This is a genomic window from Geoglobus acetivorans (genome assembly GCF_000789255.1).
In the GTDB taxonomy this organism is placed as follows: Archaea; Halobacteriota; Archaeoglobi; order Archaeoglobales; family Archaeoglobaceae; genus Geoglobus; species Geoglobus acetivorans_B.
The window spans coordinates 1,500,140-1,522,957 of the sequence record NZ_CP009552.1 but is presented as its reverse complement, the minus strand read 5'-3'; the positions used below and the strand labels follow the sequence as shown (position 1 = coordinate 1,522,957).

The 22,818-nt window shown below is 48.8% G+C and carries 28 protein-coding genes; 14 read left to right on the top strand and 14 right to left on the bottom strand.

Annotation, left to right across the window (positions count from 1 at the left end):
- The 3 genes from GACE_RS09065 to GACE_RS09055 are packed head-to-tail and all read left to right on the top strand — an operon-like array spanning position 1 to position 2,507.
- On the top strand, positions 1–1,179 hold the full coding sequence (locus GACE_RS09065; protein ID WP_048092868.1) for a hypothetical protein: 1,179 nt from the start codon (positions 1–3) through the stop codon (positions 1,177–1,179).
- 3 nt (positions 1,180–1,182) lie between these two features.
- Positions 1,183–1,632: a hypothetical protein gene (locus GACE_RS09060; protein WP_048092866.1), complete on the top strand. Its 450-nt coding sequence runs from the start codon at positions 1,183–1,185 to the stop codon at positions 1,630–1,632.
- A complete protein-coding gene (locus tag GACE_RS09055) occupies positions 1,626–2,507 on the top strand; it encodes a hypothetical protein (protein WP_048092864.1) in 882 nt (293 codons plus the stop codon). Before GACE_RS09060 ends, GACE_RS09055 begins: the two co-directional genes overlap by 7 nt.
- 9 nt (positions 2,508–2,516) lie before the next feature.
- Here GACE_RS09055 and GACE_RS09050 read toward each other — a convergent pair whose 3' ends face one another.
- A complete protein-coding gene (locus GACE_RS09050; protein WP_048092863.1) occupies positions 2,517–3,722 on the bottom strand; it encodes an MFS transporter in 1,206 nt (401 codons plus the stop codon).
- Between the two features lie 44 nt (positions 3,723–3,766).
- On the bottom strand, positions 3,767–4,315 hold the full coding sequence (locus GACE_RS09045; RefSeq protein ID WP_048092862.1) for a hypothetical protein: 549 nt from the start codon (positions 4,313–4,315) through the stop codon (positions 3,767–3,769).
- A gap of 155 nt (positions 4,316–4,470) precedes the next feature.
- Here GACE_RS09045 and GACE_RS09040 point away from each other — a divergent pair, with 155 nt between their 5' ends.
- The 4 genes from GACE_RS09040 (at position 4,471) to GACE_RS09025 (ending at position 7,968) form a co-directional block, all read left to right on the top strand.
- Positions 4,471–4,812 carry a PadR family transcriptional regulator gene (locus GACE_RS09040; protein ID WP_048092860.1) on the top strand — a complete coding sequence of 114 codons (342 nt, stop codon included), beginning with the start codon at positions 4,471–4,473 and terminating at the stop codon, positions 4,810–4,812.
- The gene (locus GACE_RS09035; RefSeq protein WP_048092858.1) at positions 4,799–5,563 is read left to right on the top strand and encodes a DUF1648 domain-containing protein; all 765 of its coding nucleotides are present in this window, start codon (positions 4,799–4,801) and stop codon (positions 5,561–5,563) included. The genes GACE_RS09040 and GACE_RS09035 overlap by 14 nt, the downstream gene beginning before the upstream one ends.
- 68 nt (positions 5,564–5,631) lie before the next feature.
- On the top strand, positions 5,632–6,897 hold the full coding sequence (locus tag GACE_RS09030) for a serine hydroxymethyltransferase (RefSeq protein WP_048092856.1): 1,266 nt from the start codon (positions 5,632–5,634) through the stop codon (positions 6,895–6,897).
- 210 nt (positions 6,898–7,107) lie between these two features.
- Positions 7,108–7,968: a DUF7121 family protein gene (locus GACE_RS09025; RefSeq protein ID WP_048092854.1), complete on the top strand. Its 861-nt coding sequence runs from the start codon at positions 7,108–7,110 to the stop codon at positions 7,966–7,968.
- 9 nt (positions 7,969–7,977) lie between these two features.
- Here the strand turns inward: GACE_RS09025 and GACE_RS09020 are convergent, their stop codons facing one another.
- From GACE_RS09020 to GACE_RS09000, 5 genes are all read right to left on the bottom strand, one after another.
- Positions 7,978–8,394, bottom strand: coding sequence for a hypothetical protein (locus GACE_RS09020; protein WP_048092852.1), 417 nt, complete (start codon positions 8,392–8,394; stop codon positions 7,978–7,980).
- 35 nt (positions 8,395–8,429) lie between these two features.
- Positions 8,430–8,861, bottom strand: coding sequence for a DUF371 domain-containing protein (locus GACE_RS09015; RefSeq protein ID WP_048092849.1), 432 nt, complete (start codon positions 8,859–8,861; stop codon positions 8,430–8,432).
- A complete protein-coding gene (locus tag GACE_RS09010; RefSeq protein ID WP_052400267.1) occupies positions 8,839–9,147 on the bottom strand; it encodes a DUF1284 domain-containing protein in 309 nt (102 codons plus the stop codon). Before GACE_RS09010 ends, GACE_RS09015 begins: the two co-directional genes overlap by 23 nt.
- 71 nt (positions 9,148–9,218) lie before the next feature.
- The gene (locus GACE_RS09005; RefSeq protein WP_048093842.1) at positions 9,219–9,677 is read right to left on the bottom strand and encodes a 30S ribosomal protein S15; all 459 of its coding nucleotides are present in this window, start codon (positions 9,675–9,677) and stop codon (positions 9,219–9,221) included.
- Between the two features lie 36 nt (positions 9,678–9,713).
- Positions 9,714–10,253, bottom strand: a complete 540-nt coding sequence (locus GACE_RS09000; RefSeq protein WP_048092845.1) for an XTP/dITP diphosphatase — start codon at positions 10,251–10,253, stop codon at positions 9,714–9,716.
- Between the two features lie 85 nt (positions 10,254–10,338).
- Between GACE_RS09000 and GACE_RS08995 the strand changes: the two genes are divergently transcribed.
- Both GACE_RS08995 and GACE_RS08990 read left to right on the top strand, forming a co-directional pair.
- Positions 10,339–10,827 carry a LeuD/DmdB family oxidoreductase small subunit gene (locus GACE_RS08995; protein ID WP_048093841.1) on the top strand — a complete coding sequence of 163 codons (489 nt, stop codon included), beginning with the start codon at positions 10,339–10,341 and terminating at the stop codon, positions 10,825–10,827.
- Positions 10,824–11,810 (top strand): isocitrate/isopropylmalate family dehydrogenase, encoded by a 987-nt coding sequence (locus GACE_RS08990; RefSeq protein ID WP_048092843.1) that lies wholly within the window; start codon positions 10,824–10,826, stop codon positions 11,808–11,810. Before GACE_RS08995 ends, GACE_RS08990 begins: the two co-directional genes overlap by 4 nt.
- On the opposite strand, the gene GACE_RS08985 is transcribed toward GACE_RS08990, so the two are convergent.
- Positions 11,795–12,025, bottom strand: a complete 231-nt coding sequence (locus tag GACE_RS08985; protein ID WP_048092842.1) for a hypothetical protein — start codon at positions 12,023–12,025, stop codon at positions 11,795–11,797. The genes GACE_RS08990 and GACE_RS08985 overlap by 16 nt on opposite strands.
- An 84-nt stretch (positions 12,026–12,109) precedes the next feature.
- The gene (locus tag GACE_RS08980; RefSeq protein ID WP_048092840.1) at positions 12,110–13,447 is read right to left on the bottom strand and encodes a multiheme c-type cytochrome; all 1,338 of its coding nucleotides are present in this window, start codon (positions 13,445–13,447) and stop codon (positions 12,110–12,112) included.
- A gap of 124 nt (positions 13,448–13,571) precedes the next feature.
- Between GACE_RS08980 and GACE_RS08975 the strand changes: the two genes are divergently transcribed.
- From GACE_RS08975 to GACE_RS08955, 5 genes are read left to right on the top strand one after another with little or no spacing between them, the layout of a single operon-like run.
- The gene (locus GACE_RS08975; RefSeq protein WP_048092839.1) at positions 13,572–14,165 is read left to right on the top strand and encodes a hypothetical protein; all 594 of its coding nucleotides are present in this window, start codon (positions 13,572–13,574) and stop codon (positions 14,163–14,165) included.
- Entirely contained in the window at positions 14,162–14,641 is a 480-nt protein-coding gene (locus GACE_RS08970; protein ID WP_048092837.1) for a hypothetical protein, read from the top strand. The genes GACE_RS08975 and GACE_RS08970 overlap by 4 nt, the downstream gene beginning before the upstream one ends.
- A 60-nt stretch (positions 14,642–14,701) precedes the next feature.
- Positions 14,702–15,703: a rod shape-determining protein gene (locus GACE_RS08965; RefSeq protein WP_048092836.1), complete on the top strand. Its 1,002-nt coding sequence runs from the start codon at positions 14,702–14,704 to the stop codon at positions 15,701–15,703.
- The gene (locus tag GACE_RS08960) at positions 15,700–16,200 is read left to right on the top strand and encodes a hypothetical protein (RefSeq protein WP_048092835.1); all 501 of its coding nucleotides are present in this window, start codon (positions 15,700–15,702) and stop codon (positions 16,198–16,200) included. The genes GACE_RS08965 and GACE_RS08960 overlap by 4 nt, the downstream gene beginning before the upstream one ends.
- On the top strand, positions 16,187–17,056 hold the full coding sequence (locus tag GACE_RS08955) for a hypothetical protein (RefSeq protein WP_048092834.1): 870 nt from the start codon (positions 16,187–16,189) through the stop codon (positions 17,054–17,056). The genes GACE_RS08960 and GACE_RS08955 overlap by 14 nt, the downstream gene beginning before the upstream one ends.
- A gap of 15 nt (positions 17,057–17,071) precedes the next feature.
- Here GACE_RS08955 and thsB read toward each other — a convergent pair whose 3' ends face one another.
- The 5 genes from thsB to GACE_RS08930 form a co-directional block, all read right to left on the bottom strand.
- On the bottom strand, positions 17,072–18,715 hold the full coding sequence (gene thsB, locus GACE_RS08950; RefSeq protein WP_048093840.1) for a thermosome subunit beta: 1,644 nt from the start codon (positions 18,713–18,715) through the stop codon (positions 17,072–17,074).
- Between the two features lie 283 nt (positions 18,716–18,998).
- On the bottom strand, positions 18,999–19,940 hold the full coding sequence (locus GACE_RS08945) for a transcriptional regulator (protein ID WP_048092833.1): 942 nt from the start codon (positions 19,938–19,940) through the stop codon (positions 18,999–19,001).
- 41 nt (positions 19,941–19,981) lie between these two features.
- Complete coding sequence (locus GACE_RS08940) at positions 19,982–20,692, bottom strand: branched-chain amino acid ABC transporter ATP-binding protein (RefSeq protein ID WP_193363917.1); 711 nt, start codon at positions 20,690–20,692, stop codon at positions 19,982–19,984.
- Positions 20,685–21,425 carry an ABC transporter ATP-binding protein gene (locus GACE_RS08935; RefSeq protein WP_048092830.1) on the bottom strand — a complete coding sequence of 247 codons (741 nt, stop codon included), beginning with the start codon at positions 21,423–21,425 and terminating at the stop codon, positions 20,685–20,687. The genes GACE_RS08940 and GACE_RS08935 overlap by 8 nt, the downstream gene beginning before the upstream one ends.
- Positions 21,422–22,774, bottom strand: a complete 1,353-nt coding sequence (locus GACE_RS08930; protein WP_048092828.1) for an ABC transporter substrate-binding protein — start codon at positions 22,772–22,774, stop codon at positions 21,422–21,424. Before GACE_RS08930 ends, GACE_RS08935 begins: the two co-directional genes overlap by 4 nt.
- Between the last annotated feature and the right edge of the window lie 44 nt (positions 22,775–22,818).

Below are 22,818 nucleotides of genomic sequence, written 5' to 3'. Positions count from 1 at the left end.
GTGAACCTCAGATTTCTCGTATTCGTAATAATATCGCTTGTTGCCATTTTCCTATACACCCTTCCCAACTCCACCTACTCAGTTCTTCTTCAAACCCACAATGTCAAGGACATCTCCTCTCCTTCAAACGACATCCCATGCACTCAATGCCATTCAAAAATCGCAGCCGAGCTCAGCAACTCAACCTACCATTCCGGCATGACATGTGAGGACTGCCACCGCAACCCCTACCTCGGCCAGACCGTAGCTTACGACAACGGCACATGGGTTTCGGGAGGTGAAGCACACGCTGCAGTAAAGCCCCGCTGCCTTGACTGCCACTCAAAAACCAGCATAACCCTTGCAAACGGAACCACCGTTTCAGTCCCAAAGGCAAATGCGTTTGGAGACCCAAACTACGGGACTGATTACTCAGCCCACAAGAAATTCGTTCAGGACGCCCTCAACTTCAGCCTTGGTGTTGGTGAGAACGAAGCATGCTTGGCGTGTCACACAGATTTCAAGCTGAATATTGAGTTTGTCAGGCCGCAGTACTATAACTTCACCTTTCAGTCGTGGACGTCAGTGGTTGTGAATTCGCTGGGCCCAGCGAACACGACTGTGGTTTTTAAGGGTGGCTCTGGAGCGAAGCACATCTGGAGGCCGTTGAGTTCGATAAACTGCACTGATTGCCATGCTGACATCTGGAATGCAATAAACCATCCGGAACCGAGCCCTAATGGCCTAACTCCCAATTCATCCCACGTCATCTGGTACTGGGGTGGCAGGAGTAATAACCCTCAGGCTCCGATACACGATATAAGCAAAATTGGAACAGCCTATGCAAACATTTCCGATTACTGCCTTTCGTCCTGTCACAATCCGCAGGTTTCGGGAACCCTGCCTCCAGAGCTGACAGATGCTGTTCATGTGGCGAGAAGACTGTCATGCTACTCCTGCCATACTGACAGCTACTCCGTTTCTGTCTTCGACAAGACTTCTGGAGGGTACGTAGCTGCACCATGGCCCCCCAATATCATGGGCAACTTAGATGTGGGCATTTTCAATGCTCCGCTCATTCTGCACGCTGATAGCTGCATATCCTGCAAGAGAGCGGGGGCGCCAACACCACCCACCGGCCCATTTGTTTCATACTCTGAACCGAACAACCTTGTGTATTACAATGGAGGGAGGGTGTGAGAGATGGCGAAAAAATCCATCCATGAGTGGAGGATAATCGTGCTTGCGATTTCTGTCATACTTGCAACTTTCCTTTACGGATGCGTCCAGCAGAAGCCAGAGAAGGTTCCTGTGATTGAGGTCAACTTCAGTCACTACGTGATCTCTGGTCAGCACATTGTGAAGATCAATTCAGCGAAAAGAGCTGAGGTTGAAATTGAGAAGGTCAGAGTAACGAACTCTCCTCCTTTTCCCGGCATACATGTTTATGCAATCTATAACAAGAGTGGCAGGATAGTGATCACACCGGTTGCTCCGGTAAGCATTAATACTGTTGGAGACAACATTACAGCATACATAGGGATGGAGAAAAAAGATGTTCCCGAAAGCGGGACGAATATTGTTGTTGTTGTAGAGGTATGGGATGCAAACTCCAGAAAACTTGCTGGAGACAGGGTGGGGATAACATGGTAGGTATAAGGACATTCCTGATACTGGTGGCTGGCATTCTGGTGTTCGTAGCAGTGGTTTCTGCGCAAAATGTACCGTATTTCCCGGTGACAGTATTTCCAGAAAATCCCCGGGATGGGGACACTGTGGAGGCCTATGTTTCAAATTACGAAGACCTTGCGGGTTCTGCCAGGTTTCAGTGGATACACAACGGAACTGTTTATCGCGAAGTAACGAAGGACTTCACATCTACATCTATTTCGGACTCCTTTGTGGTCTTTCCCGGGAGCTGGGAAGTGGTGGTGTACGTTTACGATAGGAGTGACCCACCGAAGCTTATCAATTACTCCTCTGTAAGCTTTGATGTTGTAAACACGTCTCCGCTTCAGACGCCGACCCCGACACCTGAACCGACGGCAACCCTTGAACTCACTCCAACACCTAAGCCCACGCCTCAGCCAGCTCAGACTCCGGAACTTGAGGAGTCTCTCACTCCCGCGCCAGTCTCCACGCTCTCTGGAGGAAGCACAGGTGGAGGTGGCGGGGTTCCCAGTGGGCCCGGACAGATCGGCACACCCGGTCCCACGGTGACACCCGGGCATGAGATAAACGGCACTTCCCCCCCGCAACAGCACGGGACGGAGAATGCGGAGGGCGAAAACGTGACGGAGAGCAGACCTAATGTTGTGCCACCTCAGAAAGCTCCCGGAACATCTGGCGAAAAAACACCTGGACCATCTGTAACGGAAAACAGGAGCACGGTTCCCGGGTCAGTGGGAACACCCGGGGAGAACGGTACCGCTGCCGGGAGTAGTAGAGGGGCCGAAACCCCAGCTTTCACTGTAATTGCCGCGCTGCTATCCGTTCTGGCTGCAGTCTGGCTTAGACACTCCGGGTAGGCTTTCATTTTAATTGTTTCCTACTCTGTCCGGCTCTCTCGTCACCTCTTCTTTCCCCATCATCAGCACCACCGCAATCAAACTCACGGCGAATGCAACGTAAAACGCGTAGACGTACTCCCCCGTCAGATCCCTTATCAGCCCTCCCGTGTACGGAGCGAGCAGTCCCGAGAAACCCCATGCGGTGAATATCGCCCCGTATATCCTGCCAGCGTACTTCCTGCCGAAGTAAATTGAAACAGCGGCCGGAAACATCGCAAGAACTCCGCCGTAGTTCGCGTATATCACGGATGCGAGGGGAAAGACGACGTAGGTGGAGTACGTGAAGGCTAAGAGAAGCGAGGCAGCTGCGGACAGCAGGAAGTTGAACCTGAGTGCCCTGAAAACTCCGAGCCTGTCGAGAGCGAAACCCCAAGCGAATCTGCCACCAGCGTTCGCGAAGGAGGTGATGATCAGAAACGCGGCAACGAGTCCAGCAAGCTCCGGAGTGTTCCTTGCCCCCTCACGCAGAATTGGGGCCGCGTTGCCTATCACCATCAGCCCTGCAAATGACGAGAGGAAGAACGCAAACCACAGCCTGTAGAACCTTCCTTTCCTCAGAACCATGCCGAGATCGAGGTCGTGAGCGGACTCTCCTTTTCTCGACTCAGGATCCCTCATTGGCAGCGCGCAGAAAACGATCACGGCGAAGTACATCAGCCCCACAAGGGCGAAGGTCCTGAACACTCCAAACTTCTCAAGCATGCCGGTTATTACGGGCGTCATAACCGCAGCTCCGATCCCGAATCCAACAGCAACGAGCCCGATAGCAGTTCCTGGCCTGTCGGGGAACCACTTGGATGCGAGCGGTCTCGGGACCGCGTCAACCAGCGCTATTCCGAGCCCGGGCAGAAAGCCCAGGCCGACGTAGTACAGGACCCTTGCCGTGTCCCAGTCAAAGTTCTTCATCTGGCTCGCGAGCAGGTATCCCGAGAATATGGTGAACGCACCGGTGATGAGCGGGATCTTCGGACCGAGCCTGTCGTACAGAAGGCCGGCGGGGATTATGAAGATCGAGTAGGTGAGCGTTATGAGGGAGAACGCGAGTGTGAGGGGCGCAACATTTGAGATCCCGTAGAACTCCTGGAGGGGTTTGTAGAAGAGGCTGAAGGTGTATATTCCGCCGAGCATGGTCAGTATGATCATGCCCAGAATGGGGTAAACCCACCTGCTCATACCTGCATACTGTCATCATCTTTTATATAAAAAAGCGGTGCTGGTCAGAGCTTCTGCAGTTTTCCGGCCAGCGTGATGTACGTGAGTGCGACCAGCGGGAATGTGAGAGTGTACGGAAGGTACAGAAAGGCCGGCATTTCTACGCCCTTTGGGTGGAGCTGAAAGCCCGCCGAGGCCGCCTGAAAGTAGAAGTACGGAACAATCACAATTGCAAGGAGGGAGTAGTATCTGGCGAGTCTCAAATCCACAAGGCACAGGGCTGTGTGAGTCGCTGTGAAGAACAGCAGAACGAGACTGAAAACGAACTTGGGCTCGGAGAAGATTATTCCTCCCCACGCTGCGTACATGAAGACTGCGGAGAGAATGAGGTGAACTGCCGCATATGCTGTGGTTGTGAGCGAAACACCCTTTACGAACCCCGGCAATCTGAGGTGGACGAGCGGAAGCAGGAGGGTGGTGGCTATCGTGACCAGAGAAATCGGGACGTGAATGTAGACGAGCTTGTACGTTTCACCGAGCCTGCTTTCTGAAGGGAGGGCCGCGATGAGGACAGCTGAGATGACGAGCAGCACTGTTAGAGTCACGTAACGCATGCAAACAGTCTTTTTTCGGGCTTTAAAATGTTTCCCAGCAGGCAAGATCGCGCTGGACTGACGACTTCTGGAACGGAATGTTGCCGCTGAAACATCCATTGTCACGCTTCGCAATGCTTTTATACATCGAGCTTCGATACCTCTCATTAAGAGGTATGTTCGACAGGAAGGGGAGAGCGCTGAAGAAGCTCAGGAGGGAGCTCAGGTCGGGAGTGTACTCGTACCTGATCCTCTCAATGCTGAAAAAGGAGGAGATGCACGGGTACTTCATCAGAAAAAAGCTCGAGGAAATGGGCTTCGCTCCGAGTGAGGGTGCGATGTACGACCTGCTGAAGAGTCTTCAGAGGCTGGGGCTGATAGAGGGCTTCTGGGTGGTGGAAAGCAGGCCGAGAAAGTGCTACAGGCTCACCGAACTTGGCAGAGAGGTTTTAAGTGAGCTCGAACTCGAAATTAAAAAGATTCTGGAGGTTCTCGGAGGTGGTGATGGTGGAGATTGAGGTGTCCCTTTCTCTGCTGCTGGTCTTTATGGGAATCGTCACGCTGCTTGTGAGGGACAGGCCAAACCCGTACGTTGGGGTGAGAATGGGATACACTTACCTCTCGAGAGAGGCGTGGAAGAAAGCCAACGCGTTTGCCGGCGCTTACAGCGTGCTCGTTGGAGTGGCCATGCTGCTCGCTGTCCTTCTGCTCAACCCCCCGATCCACGCCTTCATCGCCATCTATCTTCTATCCCTCGTTCCCCTTGTGTACGTCAGCTACCGGATAGCCAAGGAGACGTACGAGATGGAAGACATGTCATCCCCTCCAGGAGAAATGAAACCCTTCTCTGCCGGAAGTGTGGAGAAGCCCATCCTGCTTCAGACCGTCCCACTGCTCGCATATCTGCTCATCGCAGCCCTTTCCTGGAACTCCCTTCCGGATGTCGTCGCAGTTCACTTTACCATTGATGGGACGCCAGACGGGTTTGCGGGCAAGATTGCCGGGATTCTGGTGATCCCCTCAACAGTGATGCTTGCGGTGATCGCTCTGACAGCATTCTCGGCGAAGGAGCCTCTGATACTCAGGCTTCCGGTGGAGAGACCTTATGTGGTTTTCCTGACAGTGCAGGTGCTGCTGGCTGCGGTGTTCACAGCCACCCTGATCTACAACCTGGGGCTCGTTTCCGGAAAGGTTGTGCTCGGGACTGCTTTTTCGGGACTCGTCTTCGTCCTGCTGGTCGTTGTGTGGCTCTCAAGAAGCTCCGGCTGATCTCATGCCTTCAGGGCAGATACCGCGCAGCGCAAAAATTTAAAAAGTAATCTGAACACCTGAAATCCATGGATTACCGGGAAGTGTACGGGATAATTGACAGGCATCACAGGTTTTACGCTGACTCCCTCCCCATGATTGCGAGCGAAAATCTGACGAGCAGGTTTGTGAGGGGGTGTTACGTTTCCGACCTGGGTCACAGATATGCCGAGGGCAGGGTTGGCGAGAGGTACTACCAGGGATGCGCGTTCATAGACGAGATTGAGAGCCTCGCCATTTCTCTCACAAAGGAGCTTTTTGAAGCGGAGCATGCCAACGTTCAGCCTGTAAGTGGTGTTGTTGCAAATCTTGCAGTATTCTTCGCTCTGACAGATCCGGGAGATAAGATAATGGCCTACTCAGTTCCCTGTGGTGGGCACATAAGCCATGACAGGGTATCGGCTGCCGGGTTGAGGGGACTTTCAACCCTTTACTATCCGTTTGATAACGATAGCTTTGAGATAGATATTGAAGAAACGAGGAAAATCGCTCTGAAGGAAAAACCGAAGCTTTTTGTTCTTGGCACGAGTCTCATTCTCTTCAAACAACCTGTGGAAGAACTTAAAGAAATTGCGGACGAAATAAATGCGAAAATAATGTTTGATGCAAGCCACGTTCTCGGACTGATTGCGGGAAAACAGTTTCAGAAGCCGCTCAAAGAAGGGGCGGATGTCATGACCGGTTCAACCCACAAAACTTTCTTCGGCCCGCAGAGGGCGGTAATACTCTGCAGAAAAGAGCTGGCAGATGTTATAGACAGAGCGGTCTTTCCGGGAGTGGTCAGCAACCACCACCTGAACACACTTGCAGGCTACGCCGTATCGGCCATGGAAATGAAGATTTACGGAGAGGGCTATGCAAGACAGGTGATTGATAACGCCAGGAAGCTTGCTGAGAGACTTCATGAGCTTGGGTTGGATGTTGTTGGAGAGAACAGGGGATTCACGGAAACGCATCAGGTTGCCGTTGATGTGAGCAGGCACGGTGGAGGAGAGAGGGTTGCCGAAAAACTTGAAGCTGCGGGGATAATACTGAACAAAAATCTTTTGCCATGGGACAGTTTGAAGGATACTGCAAATCCGTCTGGCATAAGGATGGGTGTTCAGGAACTGACGAGGCTGGGAATGAAAGAACCTGAGATGGAAGAGATTGCCGAGATTATCCACGGAGTCATCACTGGAAAAATTTCTGAAAAGGAGGCAGGAAACAGGGTGAAGCAGCTCAAATCTCAGTTCAACACGGTAAAGTACACGTTTGAGGAACATCCGGCTTATGAATTCCCGAAAATTTGCTGAAAACTCTTTTTTAGTTTTTCCACATGCTCGCCATTAACTGTAAGCATGAAGCCTGCAAAATCAATGAATAATCCTTACAGAACTCTGGTGGGCTACTGAAACAAAATCCCGAAACTTTTATATTCATTCCTCGGAACCGGACAGCATAAAGTTTAAATTCCCCCCATAATCCTGCCTTTAAGCAACTACAAAGATTGCTGTTGTGAGACCATGATGCTGGAGAAGTTGGTTGAGAGGAGAGAACAGCTGGAGAAGGATCTTAAGGATTTTATCAGGAAGAGGGACGAGCTGAACGAGGAGTCCAAGAAGCTGGCTGAAAAGAGAAATGAACTGAATGCGCAGGTAAAGGAACTGCTGAACAAGGTCAGAGAGCTGAAAAAGTCCAGAGATGAGCTAAATTCGAAAGCAAAGGAGCTTAGAGCGGAGAGAAGCGAACTTCACAAGAAGATAGATGCCCTTTACAAGGACCTTGACAAGCTCAGGAGGAACATAGACCGAGGAGGAAGGCCACTTGGGGAGATAGAGAAGGAGATACGGAGACTTGAGTTCAAGCAGCAGACTGCCGTTCTTACGATTGAAAAAGAAAGACAGCTTGTTGAGAGGATTGCGAAGCTCAAGAGGGAACTTGAGGAGAGAAAAACACAGCTTGAGAAGCACGAGGAGTTCAAGAAGCTCATAGCAGAGATAAAGAAGCTGAAAGAAGAGGTCAGAAGTCTAACGGAGCAGATTAAGGGTTATCAGGAGCAGGCAGATGGCGTGCATGAGCAGATCGTTGAGCTTCTGAAGAACGTCGATGAAACTCGGAAGAAGGCCGACGAATACCATGCAAAAGCGGTTGAGGCGAGGAAAGAGGCAGACAGGTATCATGCTGAGATAATCAAAACCAGGAAGGACATAAAGGACCTTGACAAGATTATCAAGGCGCTGAAGGCCAAGCAGAGCAAGAGTAAGGAGCAGAGAGAGAAAGAGGAACTGATCAGAAAAGCGAAGGAGATCTACGAGATGTTCAAGAGAGGAGAAAAACTGGAGACCGAAGATATTCTGCTTCTCCAGAGAGCCGGACTAATTTAAACCAATTTTTTAATATCTCGTTTCTGGAATTCCCCTGCTCAGGATTTTTATTATCGCAAAGGCCATTGCCGTCAGTGCGGATACATATGTCACGAAAATCTCAGTATCTGGCAGGCCTTCCTTGGCAGTAACGAGCAGTCCATTTACTGTACAGAGGAATACAAAGGTTATAACAAGTGCAATAATAAGGGCGCCTATGAGGTAATATGGCCTTTCAGGATTCTGACTTCTGTGTTCGAGAATCACTCCCGATATTATGAACGAGACTGCAAAGACCGCAAATATCAGTGAAGTGTTCAGGATTATATTCATTCCGGCTACTATCTTGTACAGTCCAAAGAGCATGAAATAGAGTACCAATCCCACTATGAATGACGCTGCGAGATTCATATACAGCTTTCTTAGAATCGGACTGCTTTGCATCATTGATTTTTAATTGTATTATCCGAATATAAATTTTTTCAGACCTCTATTCTCAGAATCACAGTGGTTTTTCTGTCTCTGAGCAGGTCTGCAAACTCTCTGTCTATGTCTGCTGAAGCGATCTCCGAGTGAATTCCAAGGGTTCTCGGACAGGTATAATCACTTTTTCTTATAACTACGTCAGTGGGGTGAGTGAGTTCAAGCTTTTCACTGCCAGCTGCATGGAATGTGATTTTTTTCCCGTAGTCTGGCAGTATGAGGCTGATTTTCAGTTCTGCCCCCTCTCTAATTCTGCGTTTTATCTCCTCGTTCAGATCTTTTACAGATTTGTCTGCCCTCACACCCACGATGCAGTCTCCCCTTGGCGTAATCTCTGCATCTTTGGTGACCTCCAAGGTGGTCCTGTGTCTTGCCGTTATGTTCTCATGGCCTTTTGCGTGAATCTCATCAGTAACTGTTCCACTCATCATCGCTCTCACAGACACGTCTCCAGTCGCAGTTTTCGCATGCAAACTTCTTCCAGGCCCCCATTATCTCTGGCAGCCTGTTTTTCACATCTTTCCAGGAAATCTCCATTCCCGGGAAAACATTCAGCAACCTGTACGCCATCTGATCAAGCTCAACAATGTGTTCTTCTGCATTCTCCTCGTAATTGCATAGTCCATCTTCAAGATGTGGACATCTCGTGCAGACATCGTCGGCACCGAAAATTACGCTGATTTGATCTTCTTTGAGAATTCTGAACAGGTTATTCACAAAATCCTGACTGTATCCTTCGCCTCTAAAAAAATTTAGGCAGATAAGGTGATGACCTCTGAGGTGTGCCATTATCTGAACAGCTCAATTTCAAGCTTGACCGGATCGTACTTCCAGTTTTCGGGCAGGACTCCCTTTTCCTTGTAGTACCATGAGAGCCTGTGGATCTTTGCTTCAATCAGCTGCAATCCCCTCTTGTTGTGCAGATCCTTTCTGTGAGTCTCCAGATGCTTCCTCAGGTTTATTGCCTTCCTTATGAGGGATTTCAGGTCCTCAGGTATCTTTATCTCAACACCGTTCTCCTTGAGTATTTCCGTTATTTTCTTTCCTGTAATCTGCTTTACTGAAGGCACTCCGTAGGTGTCTCTCAGGACTGTTCCGATAACACTCGGCTCGTATCCTTCGTTATAGAGCTTGATAACGAGTTTCTCGACCTCCTCCGCTTTCAAATCCACCCATTCAGGAGGAGAATCTCTGTAAACTCTATTTGATCCTGATTTTCCTTTCCTTCTTGCATGCATCCTTGCCATCTTTATCAACCCCTTCCACTCAGCAGTACCTATCGATTAAAAACTTTTTGCCAGCCAGCTGAAAAATTTTTCTGCTGCTCTTCTCCGGTGGCTCACAGCATTCTTTTCCTCACCCATCTCAGCAAATGTCCTGCCACTAACTTCAAAGATGGGATCGTATCCAAAACCGGCCTCTCCTCTCGCCTCATGTGCAATCTCGCCCTCGACTTCTCCCGTGAAAATCTGCATTTCATTTCCATCAGTGTATGCTATAACGCATACGAATCTGGCTTTTCTGTTCTCCACACCCTCCATGAGTTTCAGTATCCCCTCATTGCCTATTGTTTTGAAAACGTATGATGAGTACACGCCCGGAAAACCATTCAGTGCCTCAATGAAAAGACCGCTATCCTCAATGAAAAACGGTGGTTTGGCACCAATCATCTCAATGCTCTTTCTGGCAACAAACTCCAAGCTGCTACCCTGGGGTTCCAGATATTCCATGCTGACCCACTCGACATCTATGCCGTATTTTTCCCCTATGTGCTTCATTTCCTCGAATTTGCCTTTATTTGAGGTGATGAATCTGACCTTCATGGTTTATGCTTCGAGCATGCCTCAATTAAATCTTTTTGAACTTGAAAGTGAAAGATTTATAACTGGAAGGATGCCACACCTTCACATGGGCAGAGCATGGAAATTTGGGGATGACATTGATACTGATGTAATAATTCAGGGAAAATATCTTGTCATAAATGAGCCGGATAAACTTGCGGAGCATGTTTTTGAGAACGTCAGACCTGATTTTGCACAGGACGTTCAGAAAGGGGATTTTGTAGTGGCAGGAGAGAATTTCGGCTGTGGGAGCAGCAGAGAACACGCACCCCTCGCACTGAAGGCAACAAAGATCGAGGCGGTGATTGCCAAAAGCTACGCCAGAATCTTCTTCAGAAATGCGATAAATATAGGTCTGAAGGTTATCGAATGCAGTAATGCGGACAGGATTGATGATGGGGATGAGCTTGAAATTGACTATGAGAGAAATGTTATTGTGAATAAAACGAAGAATGAGGAATACGAATTCAACCCGTTACCGGAATTTCTCAGAAACATTCTCGACAGTGGGGGTCTTGTTAATTTTGCCAGAAATCTTTACGGTGAGCTGAAATGAAAAAAATAGCAGTCATCCCTGGAGATGGTATCGGACAGGAAGTAATGGAAGCAGCAATGCTGGTACTGGAAAATTTCAATCTTCCCTTCAAATATGTTTGGCTTGAGGCAGGGGATGAGGCGGAGAAAAAATACGGCAAGGCCCTGCCGGACGAAACGCTCGAGGAGGTCAGGAAGTGCGATGCGGTGCTTTTTGGAGCGGCTGGAGAGACCGCAGCGGACGTCATAGTCAGGCTGAGGCAGGAGCTCAACACCTTCGCCAACATAAGGCCTGCAAGAACGTTTAATGGCGTTCCGGCTTTGCACGAGAACGTCAACATGGTCATTGTGAGAGAGAACACCGAATGTCTCTACAAAGGCCTGGAGTTTGAGGTCGCTGATGGCATAACCGAGGCTGTGAGGGTGATAACGAGAGAGGCGAGCGAAAGGATTGTGAGGTACGCCTTCGAGCTTGCAAAAAGGGAGGGCAGGAAAAGGGTTACGGCCCTGCACAAGGCGAACGTGATGAAGAAGACGTGCGGACTCTTCAGGCAGGTGTTCTACGAGGTTGCCGGAGAGTATGAGGGCGTAGAGGCGAACGACTACTACATAGATGCAGCCTGCATGTACGTGGCCATGAAACCCCAGATGTTTGATGTGATCGTGACGACAAACATGTTCGGCGACATCGTTTCAGACCTTGCAGCGGGAGTTGTTGGCGGGCTCGGGCTTGCACCATCGGCAAATGTGGGGGAGAGCTATGCAATTTTCGAGCCCGTGCACGGGGCAGCTTTCGACATAGCCGGAAAGGGTATTGCCAACCCGACGGCAATGATCCTGACGGCGTGCATGATGCTCAGGCATTTTGGTTATCAGGATCATGCAGACAGGATAGAGGGTGCGGTCGAGAAAGCCATATCCGAGGGCAGAACAACACCAGATCTTGGTGGAGAGTTAAAAACAATGGAAATGGCCAATGCCGTTATTTCTTACGTCGAGTCATAAACTTCTTTTTTGGCTTTATCCATCGTTTCTAATATTTTTCTCTCAAGTTCGTAAGCTTTGTTGAGTATTTCCCTCAACTCAAGCTCGTCAATTTCCTTAAAATCCGGGTGTGATGCTATAAACTCCGAGAGATTGGCTATTGTGGTTCTTACATCTCCAAAACAGTCGTTCAGCACACCCATTATGAGCATCATCCTCGTCTTTCTGTCGAACATGGTCTCTGATTTTGCAGAATAAAATTTAAAAGTTCGGGTTTTGTGCTTCGGCAGTAAAGCCTTCAGGATAAAAAATTAAAGGAGTTATTTTGCACGCCTTCCTGCAAATATCATTGCCGAAACTATTGCTAAGGCTGTAACGATGCCTTCAAATCCTGGAGTTGATTTAGTTTCTTGAGCTTCTGTTTTTTCCGGAGCTGGTGTTGTCGTTGTAACCACCTCGCTCTCTCCGAGCTTTTCAGCCTTAAGTTTCTCAGCCTCGTACTTTATTTTGATCAGTGACTCTTTGAGTGGTGCCCACCCATACCAGAAGCTGTAGTCCGGGTTCATGTGGAACGCTCCCTGAAATGTCCTCATTCTGTACTCCATGAACATCAGGTAAAGCTCTTCCTCTATCGGTGTTTTGACCTCATAGAACTGCAGCAGGTCGGGAGCATATTTCCAGTCATCTGGCTTTTCAAGTATTCCGAGATCATAAAGCTCCTTAACAGTCCTTATAGCTTCTGCAAACACTCTGTCTGCTTCCCTTATCATTTTGTCACCAGCTTCAAGCTGTTCTCTGGCGAAGTTCTCAGAATGGCACTGGCTGCATATTGTGATCATTCTTTCCCTCTCTGTCTGCCATTTTTCCTTGCTCAGTCTCGCAACCTTGCCCGCCTTGACAATTTCAAACCTCTCCGTCGGATTTCCGTCCTCATCCAGCACTCCGAGGGCCTGCAGGATCGTTACTCTATCCTTCCACCACTCTTCATCATCTTCAGGAACCCTCAGGGCCAGGAATCCCCATGCGGTCATGACGCTGTGATTTCCGTTGGCCATGTGGCAGGTCTGACATTTTGGTGCCCTGCCCGTGTCTCCTTCAATCCTGTATATGACTCCGTGCTTGCTGGTTGACCACATCTCGTACTGTGGATGGTCAAAGCCCATGTGGCACGGTAAACAGGCCTCAGGCTTTCTTGCTTCCTCTTTGCTGAACTTGTGGCGGGTGTGGCAGGAATCACATGCAGCAGCACCGTACCTGTACCCCTCCTTCTCCTCGATGTGTCCTATTTTGTGGCATCCGCTGCATCCTTTAAATCCCTCAAGATCTCTTTGAGGATTCGGTACGTGCTGGAGTGCGGGCATGGCGTTCATGGCTATCCACGCATAGTAGTGCTTCCCGCTTGCATACTGGTTGTATTGCTTAGGGTGGCAGGCTTTGCAGGTGTCTGGAGTTGGCATTTTCGCATTCTGCCAGTCGTCAGAGTTTTTATGATCACTTCCATGACAGGCCTCACAGCCGAAGTACTTGCTCATATTCCCTGAAAGCCACTGGTCAACTATGCCGGGAGTCACCTGTCTGTGGCAGTCGATGCACTCATTTGCGCTCGCTATGGTAATCAATAGGGCAAAAATCAAGAGTGCCAGCAACACTCTTCTCATGGCAATTCACCCGAAACTCTTTTTTATGTTTTTAATTATTAATAGTTAACCCTAAGATTTTCGGGTATGGCGTTGTGGGGGGCATGAAGCTTGGAACTCTTTCTCCAAAGGGGCAGTTCCAAAGATGGAGGAGTGGGGACGCTCCGCCCATGGAGGGCATGTGCTTGAGGTGAAAGAGGAGGACGTCACCAAGGCCGTAACCGAAGAAGATGCGCCAGCATGGGTCCACTATGATTTCAAGCAGCCCAACAGGCAGCCCTGCCAGAAATGCCACACCTCGACGGGTTTCAGAAACTTTGTAAGCGATCCTGAAAACTACAACCCGGAGAACAACACTTTCCTGCTGACAGGACAGCAGAAGGAATTCCTGTACTGCTGGGCCTGCCACAGGGTTGAGGATGGAAGCTTTGAGCTGAGAAACCCCGGTAAATTTGAGAGGGTTGCGGAGTATTCAGAGCCCGCGGACAGGATTTCATCAGTGCCGGATCTCGGCGAATCCAATCTGTGTATGGTGTGCCATTCGGGAAGGAGCAGCGGGGCTGCGATAAAGTTGGCTGAGGAGATAAAGGGCAAGCACTTTGGAGCGTTCAACTCTCACTATCTGGCTGCGGGAGGCATAATCTTCAGAACTCTGCCCTACGAGTTTGAGGGAAGGGACTATGTTGCATCCAACCCGCACGCAAGTATAGATGGTCTCTCTGCACCGCATGCCACATGAACAATGCAGACCACACATTTGAGGCTGTTGTGGTCGAAAATGGGGCTGTAGTGGACATCAAGGCGTACGACACGCTCTGCAAGAAGTGCCACGGAGATGACAAGAATGCCCTGATATCAACGATAAACGAGAGAAAATCTCAGTACGAATCTGCGTTAAAGACAATTGAAAAGCTTCTGGCGGAGAAGGGCATCTACTACGATGAGGAGAGGTATCCGTACTTCTACGGCACGCCCAATGCTGAGGAGCACACGTTTGCAAACGCGTTCAAGGACTGGCCGAGCAAGGACGTTCTTGGAGCCGCGTACAACCTCAACCTGCTTGCTCGCGAACCCGGTGCATTCGTCCACAACCCGGAGTATGTGAAGCAGATCATCTATGATACGATTGACTTCCTTGACGATGGTGTGCTGAACAAATCGGCAGAGAAAAGCGTTCCGGAGGACGTGAAGGCATTTATCCAGGGGGCGAGGTAACCTCCCTGTTTTTCTTTATTTTAATGCAAACTTTTTTAATTTTCATGCCCATGTAATCTCATGAAATTCGTCGGGCTTGACATTGGAACAAACTACACCAAGGCAACTGCGGATGGTGAGAACGTCATAATTTTCCCGAGCCTTGTTGTTTACGGTGAGGAGAAGGAGTGGAGTCTGAAGGGTACAGATGAGCGTGAGGTTTACGTTGGTGATGAAGCTGCGTACATGGCGCAGAACATGGAGAACGTTGAGGTGCTGAGACCTCTGCATGAGGGCAGGCTAATGCATGGCTCCTATATCGAACTCGCAAAACACGCTCTCAACCTCCTCGGGGTAGATGGGGGATGTTTTGTAACAACAGGCTTACCGGTCAAAAGCTCCAAGAAGGAAAGGGCCGAGCTTGTTGATGAGCTTAAAAACGCAATAGGTGCTGATGTTCTGCTTCTTCCTCAACCTGTGGGCTCAATGGCATACATGAATCTAAAAACGGGTGTTTGCATCGACATCGGCTTTGGCACGACTGATGTGGTGGTTCTTGCTGATATGGAGTATCTGAAGGGGGACACTATGTTGGTGGGTGTGGACAAGGTCTATGACACCATGGAGATGACGATAAGGAACAGGTTTGGAATCTCCATAACTCCTGAGGAGATGACCCGGCTTCTTTCACAGGAAGGGTATGAGGTAGGCAGGGTCAGAGGAGGCAAGAAGATTGTCGTCAGAAAAGAGGATATTCAGGAGGAATATAACAGAGTTATTGAGGAGTGGGTGGAGAGGATAGTGAACAGGGTGAACATGCTCCTCGAAGGTCTTTCCGTCTCACTTGTTGAGAATATTGTTCTGAGTGGGGGCGGAGCGAAACTGCCCGGCGTGTATGATAAATTCGCCGAGCATTTCAGAGACATCGGCGAGATAAAGGTGCCGGATGATCCCGTAACAGCCAATGCGAGGGGCTTCCACAGGCTTGCGAGAACGTTCAGAAACGAGAGTGCGGCAGAGAGTGAGACTGAGAAAAGTGGCGAGGCTGATGTGAAAGAAAAGAAGGGCCGGAAGAAGAAATGAAGATAGCATTTGACATCCCTCCGGACATCGAAAGGGCACTGTTGAGGAAATGTGAGGAGCTTGGAGTCTCTCCGTCAGAATTCGTGATCCAGCTTCTGGAATGGTATTTCTTCAAGAGAAAGAGAGACATTCCGAAAGAGGCGGTTGAGTTCCTGAACTTTGCGAGAAAAAAGGGTGTGGAGAGGGCGAAGAAGTGCAGGTACAGCGACGGGAAATACTGTGTTCTTGAGACATATTCGAGACTGGACATAGATTCCGAGCCTCAGCCCCTCCACCCCTATGAATGCCTGTTCTGTAACTATTTTTCGGACAGGGATAAGGAGGAGAGACGGGGAAAGAAGGTTTTTGAGGATGCAGAGGAAGTTTACAGCGTAGCAAAGCTTGCAGCGAAAATACTTGCAAAGGAACTTGAACAGAAAATCTACAGGCCTAAGATGAAGGTGGAAAAAGAAGAAATCGATAAGGATGACATTCGAAAGCTTATTGAAAACTGGTAGGATTGCCATCAATATAAACGGTGACTTTGAGGACAGAGTTCTGATCGAAAAGGCTGTAAGGGCCGAAAAGGTTGTGGGAACCGTTTGGATAGGAGATTCAGACTTTTTCAGGAGTCCGTTTCATGTTGCCGAACTCATCGCTGAGAATACTGAACTGAACGTGGGCTTTGGAATTCTGAGGGCGACAAAATGCCGAAACATTATTTCAGAGCTCGGAAAATTCAGAAAGTACGGAGATAGGATTATTGTTGGCATTGCTGCTGGAGACGGTGGGAACGTCGGGATGGCAGAGAGATGCATAAGAAAAATCAAGGAGAAATATGATTTCCCCGTTGTTGCAGGGGGCACGGGAAAAATTGCAATCAGAACACTTTCAAATACGGCTGATGGCATCCTGCTCAATCACATCTCTCCCGAACACGTTACTTGGGCTCTGAGATATTCCTGTGCCAAATTCAACGCAGCTTACGGTCCGGCGCTGATACTCCCATCAGAGTTTGAGCAGGACCTCCTTCTTGCCTCCGCCCTCGTTATGGGCAGCAGCAAGAGTTTTTTGAGTGAGATGGGATATCAAGATGTTTTCGAGCGTGTTGCCAGAATAGACCTTTTGAAGCTCATCCTGAAAAGACAGAAGGGGGATGACCTGAGCGACGAATCTGATTTCATAGAGCTTCTTCAGCATAGAGACTTCCTGCTGGAGAAATTCACCCTGAGCGGAACTCAGAAGGCCTTTGCGGAAAAACTCTCAGAGCTGATGACCATTGTGGATCAGGTCATTCTGTCTGACCCGTTTTTCAGGGATGAAAACTTCGATGAAAAACTCGCAAAAGTCCTGAAATACTTGAAAATGAATTGATGAAAAAAATGGGGGTTATTCATCATCTGAAGAGTCACCGCTGTCGAAATCGTCCCCGCCCTTGTCACTGTCCTTGTCAAGTCCCTTTGCTGCAATGACGTCGTCGATTCTCAGGATCATTATCGCCACTTCAGTTGCTGAACTTATGGCCTGCTTCTTCACCCTGAGCGGTTCAAGGACTCCTTTCTCCTTCATGTCAATAACTTTGCCCTCGAAGACATCGACGCCTGCGAAGGCATTACCGTCTTCATGGGCCTTTCTTATTTCGACCAGTATGTCTATCGGGTCAAGCCCTGCGTTCTCTGCGAGCGCCCTTGGTATGGCTTCGAGAGCTGATGCGAATGCCTCGGCTGCAAGCTGCTCTCTACCGCCCAGACTCGGTGCCCACTCCTTGAGCTTCAGAGCAAGCTCGATTTCAGGTGCGCCGCCGCCGGCAACAACCTTTCCGTTTTCTATTGCAGCCTTTGTTACCTTCAGAGAGTCTGTCAGGCTTCTCTCGACCTCGTCAACGATGTGCTCTGTGCCTCCTCTCACGAGCAGTGTCACGGCCTTTGGATTCTTGCAGCCTCTGATGAACACCATCTCCTCGTCGCCGATCTTCTTCTCCTCGACCAGCTCTGCTTCACCGAGGTCCTCTGATTTGAGGTCTCTGAGATCAGTGATTATTTTTGCACCTGTTGCTTTGGCAATCTTTTCAATATCGCTCTGCTTAACTCTCCTGACAGCAAGAATTCCTGCCTTGGCGAGGTAGTACTGGGCCAGGTCGTCGATACCCTTCTGGCAGAATACGACATTCGCTCCGGTGTTTGCGATTGCATCCACCATGTCCTTTATCATCTTCTCCTCCTGCTCGATGAACCTCTGGAGCATCTCCGGGTCGGTTATTCTGATTTCTGCATCAGTTTCTGTCTCCTTAACTTCAAGGGCTGCCTTAAGCACGAGTATCTTTGCGTCCTTTATCCTCTTGGGCATTCCCGGGTGGACGACTTCTTTGTCGATGACTATACCATCTATGAGCTCTGTGTCCTCGACACCGCCACCCTGTCTCTTCTCTATCTTGATGTTGTCCACGTCAACCTCCCATTTTCCGTTCACCTGTTCTGCGACCTTTTTGACTGCCTGAACGACAAGGCTGCTCAGATGATTTATGGCATATTCTGCGTGCTTGCCTGTTATTGCGGTCGCTGCTATCTTTCTGAGCGTCTCCTCGTCACTTGGGTCGACTGAGATGGCAATGTTGTCGAGAACCTCCATGGCCTTCTCTGCAGCAAGTCTGTAACCCTTGGCGATGATCGTCGGGTGAATCTCGTTGTCAAGCAGCTCTTCAGCTTTCTTGAGCAGTTCTCCTGCAAGAACCACGGCAGTTGTTGTACCATCTCCTACCTCGTTCTCCTGAGTCTTTGCGATTTCAACAACCATTTTTGCTGCTGGATGCTCGATGTCCATTTCCTTCAGAATTGTAACACCATCGTTTGTTATCACAACATCTCCAAGGCTGTCAACAAGCATCTTGTCCATTCCTCTTGGACCGAGAGTTGTTTTAACAGCCTCAGCAATAACCCTCGCGGCCATTATGTTGAGTCTCTGGGCATCCCTTCCAACAGTTCTCTGAGTGCCTTCCTTCAAAATCAGTACAGGCTGACCCTGGAGTACCGCCATACCTTTCACCTCCCGGGTCTCTGGCATTAGTGGAATGAAACTTCTATATAAATATTTTGGTAAAGAAAAGGGCTGCGAGGCTCTGTAGCTTTAAAAGAGAAGTGCTGTGCATTTCAATTCGCAATTGGTGAGACTTCAGAAGATATTTATTCAACCTGAGCAGGTCTGATTTTAGGAATTTGTTTCAGATGAAGTCGTGTTGCGCTTTACTTGGCCACCACATCTCATCAGGACCACGTCTGGCCGGTTTGAGGAGAGCTTTAGAATAGAATCGGCAATAATCTTACTTTGCACGGTTGTCTTTCTTTTCCTCAAGCAAATTGTAAAAGTCCTTTGGATTTGAAACGCAGCTAAGCTCTTCCTTCATTACGATAACCACGCTGTCGCTCTGCACTTTCACTTTCTTTTCGACTATGTATGCAGCCATGGTCGAAATGATTCTGCTAATTCTCCCCATCAGGTCCACTCTCTTGTCTATTTCCCTCACCTGCTTTATACCTGTGAGAACAGGTTCGTTCTCGGGCTTTGAAATCACGTCAAAGGGTGCGTGTTTGACAGGGATCACGTCAACTCCAATCTCTCTAAGATCCTGTATTATCTTTTCTTCTCTTTCCCCGTATCCGGGGTGGGCAACCTCCCCCTCATCATCTTTCACAAAATTGAAGATATCTATCTCTTTAACAACACATTCTCCGAGAATTTCTTCGAGCTTGATGGCATTTTCGACGTTTGTGTCGATACCCTCTTCGTACAGCATAACAGTCCTTCTTGAGATCCCGAGGTGCATTGCAAGTTCGCCTGCAGACAGACCCTTCTCCTCTCGCACCTTCTTTATTTTTTCGCTGTCAAGTTTTACATAATATCCACCCGGGGCAGAGTAGATGAGGGGCAGTTCGTTGTCCACAACGACATCATAAAATGTTGCGGTATTTATTACCGGAATTCCGTATCTCGTGTACACAACACCTCTTTCAAGGAAGTCTGCCTTGTATCTCTCTCCTATAACTATGGGGCTTGCCTTGAGCGCCTTTGCGATGATTTTCATTTCCTTGGCCATCTCCTGCTTGAAGGAGTCTATGTTATACAGGACTTTAAGGAATAGGACTGTATCCTCTCTTCTTGCAACAATATCAAAACATCTCGGTTTAGTTTCAGCTAAATCGGTAACGACATATCCTGCCCGATCCAGAATTTTTATCACGTTGGTTATCAGCAATCCCTGCATTTCAGCATATATTTTTACGTGAGGCTATATAATTTTACCCCTCATAGCGTGTATCCGACAACGAACCTTTCGAATTTCTCGTGTTCGAGCAATTCCTTTGCTCCTCCGAAAAACGCGACCTTTCCACCTATCAGCATGAGTGCATTGTCCGCTATTTCCAGTGCTTTCAGCACATTCTGTTCAACAAGAATTATTGTCAACTTCAGGTCGTCTCTCAGGCTCACGACTCTCTCGAAAACCTGTGATGCGAACTTTGGGGATAGCATTGCGGTGGGCTCGTCGAGCATGAGCAGCTTTGCTCTTCTTATCAGAGCTGAAGCTATACCCAGAAACTGTCTCTCTCCACCGCTCAGCATTCCAGCTTTCCTGTCCATTTTGTCCTTCAGCTCTGGAAAAACGTTCAGTGCAAGCTCAAGCCTGTCTCTGAATTCACTCTCGTCGAGAATGTAGCCTGCGATTACCAGGTTTTCCCTGACTGTCAGGTCTGTGAAGACGTTGTCGGTCTGGGGGAGATAGGCTATGCCGAGCTTGGTCTTCTCGTGTGGTGGAAGGTGTGTTATCTCCCGCCCTTCGAATAAAATCCTGCCGTCATAGATGGTTGTGAATCCGAAGATGGTTTTGAGGAGCGTGGATTTTCCGCTCCCGTTAGGGCCAACTATTGCGGTTATCCTGTTCTTTTCTGCCTTAAAATCTATGTCAAAAAGAATGTGGAGTTCTTTGTAACCTGATGAAACTCCTTTCGTTTCAAGCACCCAGATACACCTCCACGACCTCAGGTTTTTCTATCACTTCTCTGCCGCCTTCTGCAATTAACCTCCCATTGCCCATAACATACACCTTGTCTGCATAGTCGAGAATTATGTCCAGCCTGTGTTCCACAATGAGGAATGTTTTTCCTGCATCACACAGTTCTTTTATTTTTTTCAGTATCTCATGGGCCAGCGCGGGTGCAACTCCTGCCAGGGGTTCATCCATTACAATCAGCCTTGCATCGGTCATCAGAGCTTTGCCTATTTCGAGAAGTCTAAGCTGTCCACCGCTTAATGTTTCGGCTCTCTCGAAGGTTAGATGATCTATGTTGAGGAATTCAAGTATATCGTATGCTTTTTCTACGGCGTCGTTCTCGAAATCCACCCAGTTTTTTAAAATTGCTCCTCTTAGACTTTCTCCAGGATTTTCCAGGGGCATGAGCATGTTCTCTATAACCGTGAGTTTCTTGAACGGTCTCGGTATCTGGAATGTCCTGACCATGCCCTCTTTGAATATTCTGTGGGGCGGAAAATTGGTGATGTCCTTGCCGGCAAACTCCACTCTTCCTCCGTCGGCTCTGTAGAACCCTGTAACCGTGTTTATAAACGTTGTTTTTCCGCTACCGTTGGGACCTATAATTAGTGTCAGTGACTCTCTCGGCACAGAAATGCTCACACTATCGAGGGCTTTGAGACCCTCAAAAAATTTAGAAAGATTGTATGTCTGGAGAATCATAGTCTTCTTCTCAGCCCGATAGCCAGAGCGATGCCCAGTATTCCAGCCACTATCTCAAATCCTGGTGTTGATTCAGATTTCTTGGCAGGTGCCTCTGGCCAGACAGGTTTGTGCTGCCAGTCAACACTCTGTGTTGCGAACTTCCAGATTCCTGCGGTTTCCCACTTGCCCTCCTTGTTCACGTAGTATATCGCGTAATCACCGCTTGCTCTGTCGTTCCACTCGTTCAGCACGATCTTTCCGCTGACCGGCTCAACCCCGTAATCTCCATTGCTGTACTTTTCTGTAACCACCGGCATCTTTTCAGCCATTGCATCCGGGTCGTACTGACCCTTCTCCTTGACAACTTCTGCATACGCAAGAGCAAGAACCCATGCAGCATCATATGCGTTCATTGCATACTGGTATGGGGAGTCTCCGTATCCTGCTTCCTTATACTTCACTGCGAGGTCATCGTATGCTGGACCTCTTGACTCGAAGAGGGTTGAGAACGTCCCCACCTTGGTAACCTTATCCTTCACGTTAACGGTCTTATCGCTGAGCGCGTTTCCATCACACCCGAACCACACAACTCCGAGGAGTGGAGACTCGTCAGGAACCTGAGCAAGCATGGTGTAAACTTCCTCGTATGAGAACGTAACAACGGCAACCTTATCGTATCCGTATTTGTCTGCGAGAGCCTTAACACCCTCTTCAAGGCTTGTTATGTAGGGTGAGAAGTCTGCCGGAACCTGGTCAGGATATTCAACAACCTTGGCAACTTCTATGCCGAGCTCTTCGAGCTGTGGCTTTATCTCCTCATAAAGTCCCTTACCCCATGCATTTCCTATGTATGTTATCACGACGCCCTTCACACCTGCATCTCTCAGTTCGCTGGCTATTGCCTTGCTCTGCAGATCATCGGTTCCAACAAACCTGAATATGAACTTCTTATCCTCAGGCTTTGCAAATCCGATTATCGTTGGCAGGGCGGTTGAAGAAGGCGAAACGATTATTATCTTGTTTGACGTCACGTAATCCTTTATGTTCGCAACCTCACCACTTCCCATTGGTCCGATTACGAGCTTTATACCCTTGCTGTTCAGGGACTGGATTTTCTGCAGGGCAACATTTGGATCGACTTTCGTGTCCTCAACGTAGAACTCTACAGTGTAATCCATCCCCTTTTCCTTGAAATAGTTGTTTATGTCCTCCTTCGCAATCTGGAGAGTATTTTTTATGTCGTTTCCATACGTCGTCAGTGGCCCGGAGAGATCGACCATAACGCCAATCTTTATCTCCTCGGCAGCCGCTAAAGGCAGCATTAGCCCCATTATAATCAGGGCTATGACACAATTTCTCAAGGTCATGATGGATAATGACCATTAATTTTTTAAAAAGTTTACTGCAAGAG

What these genes read in the sequence shown, in the direction of transcription:
- GACE_RS09035 (WP_048092858.1), top strand. Translation starts at nt 4,799, where the DNA reads ATGGTGGAGATTGAGGTGTCCCTTTCTCTGCTGCTGGTCTTTATGGGA.
- GACE_RS09030 (WP_048092856.1), top strand. Translation starts at nt 5,632, where the DNA reads ATGGATTACCGGGAAGTGTACGGGATAATTGACAGGCATCACAGGTTT.
- GACE_RS08965 (WP_048092836.1), top strand. Translation starts at nt 14,702, where the DNA reads ATGAAATTCGTCGGGCTTGACATTGGAACAAACTACACCAAGGCAACT.
- GACE_RS09045 (WP_048092862.1), bottom strand. Translation starts at nt 4,315, where the DNA reads ATGCGTTACGTGACTCTAACAGTGCTGCTCGTCATCTCAGCTGTCCTC.
- GACE_RS09020 (WP_048092852.1), bottom strand. Translation starts at nt 8,394, where the DNA reads ATGATGCAAAGCAGTCCGATTCTAAGAAAGCTGTATATGAATCTCGCA.
- GACE_RS08980 (WP_048092840.1), bottom strand. Translation starts at nt 13,447, where the DNA reads ATGAGAAGAGTGTTGCTGGCACTCTTGATTTTTGCCCTATTGATTACC.
- GACE_RS08975 (WP_048092839.1), top strand. Translation starts at nt 13,572, where the DNA reads ATGGAGGAGTGGGGACGCTCCGCCCATGGAGGGCATGTGCTTGAGGTG.
- thsB (WP_048093840.1), bottom strand. Translation starts at nt 18,715, where the DNA reads ATGGCGGTACTCCAGGGTCAGCCTGTACTGATTTTGAAGGAAGGCACT.
- GACE_RS08990 (WP_048092843.1), top strand. Translation starts at nt 10,824, where the DNA reads ATGAAAAAAATAGCAGTCATCCCTGGAGATGGTATCGGACAGGAAGTA.
- GACE_RS08970 (WP_048092837.1), top strand. Translation starts at nt 14,162, where the DNA reads ATGAACAATGCAGACCACACATTTGAGGCTGTTGTGGTCGAAAATGGG.
- GACE_RS09000 (WP_048092845.1), bottom strand. Translation starts at nt 10,253, where the DNA reads ATGAAGGTCAGATTCATCACCTCAAATAAAGGCAAATTCGAGGAAATG.
- GACE_RS09005 (WP_048093842.1), bottom strand. Translation starts at nt 9,677, where the DNA reads ATGGCAAGGATGCATGCAAGAAGGAAAGGAAAATCAGGATCAAATAGA.
- GACE_RS09050 (WP_048092863.1), bottom strand. Translation starts at nt 3,722, where the DNA reads ATGAGCAGGTGGGTTTACCCCATTCTGGGCATGATCATACTGACCATG.
- GACE_RS08945 (WP_048092833.1), bottom strand. Translation starts at nt 19,940, where the DNA reads ATGCAGGGATTGCTGATAACCAACGTGATAAAAATTCTGGATCGGGCA.
- GACE_RS09015 (WP_048092849.1), bottom strand. Translation starts at nt 8,861, where the DNA reads ATGATGAGTGGAACAGTTACTGATGAGATTCACGCAAAAGGCCATGAG.
- GACE_RS08930 (WP_048092828.1), bottom strand. Translation starts at nt 22,774, where the DNA reads ATGACCTTGAGAAATTGTGTCATAGCCCTGATTATAATGGGGCTAATG.
- GACE_RS09040 (WP_048092860.1), top strand. Translation starts at nt 4,471, where the DNA reads ATGTTCGACAGGAAGGGGAGAGCGCTGAAGAAGCTCAGGAGGGAGCTC.
- GACE_RS08985 (WP_048092842.1), bottom strand. Translation starts at nt 12,025, where the DNA reads ATGTTCGACAGAAAGACGAGGATGATGCTCATAATGGGTGTGCTGAAC.
- GACE_RS09055 (WP_048092864.1), top strand. Translation starts at nt 1,626, where the DNA reads ATGGTAGGTATAAGGACATTCCTGATACTGGTGGCTGGCATTCTGGTG.
- GACE_RS08935 (WP_048092830.1), bottom strand. Translation starts at nt 21,425, where the DNA reads ATGATTCTCCAGACATACAATCTTTCTAAATTTTTTGAGGGTCTCAAA.
- GACE_RS08995 (WP_048093841.1), top strand. Translation starts at nt 10,339, where the DNA reads ATGGGCAGAGCATGGAAATTTGGGGATGACATTGATACTGATGTAATA.
- GACE_RS09025 (WP_048092854.1), top strand. Translation starts at nt 7,108, where the DNA reads ATGATGCTGGAGAAGTTGGTTGAGAGGAGAGAACAGCTGGAGAAGGAT.
- GACE_RS09060 (WP_048092866.1), top strand. Translation starts at nt 1,183, where the DNA reads ATGGCGAAAAAATCCATCCATGAGTGGAGGATAATCGTGCTTGCGATT.
- GACE_RS08960 (WP_048092835.1), top strand. Translation starts at nt 15,700, where the DNA reads ATGAAGATAGCATTTGACATCCCTCCGGACATCGAAAGGGCACTGTTG.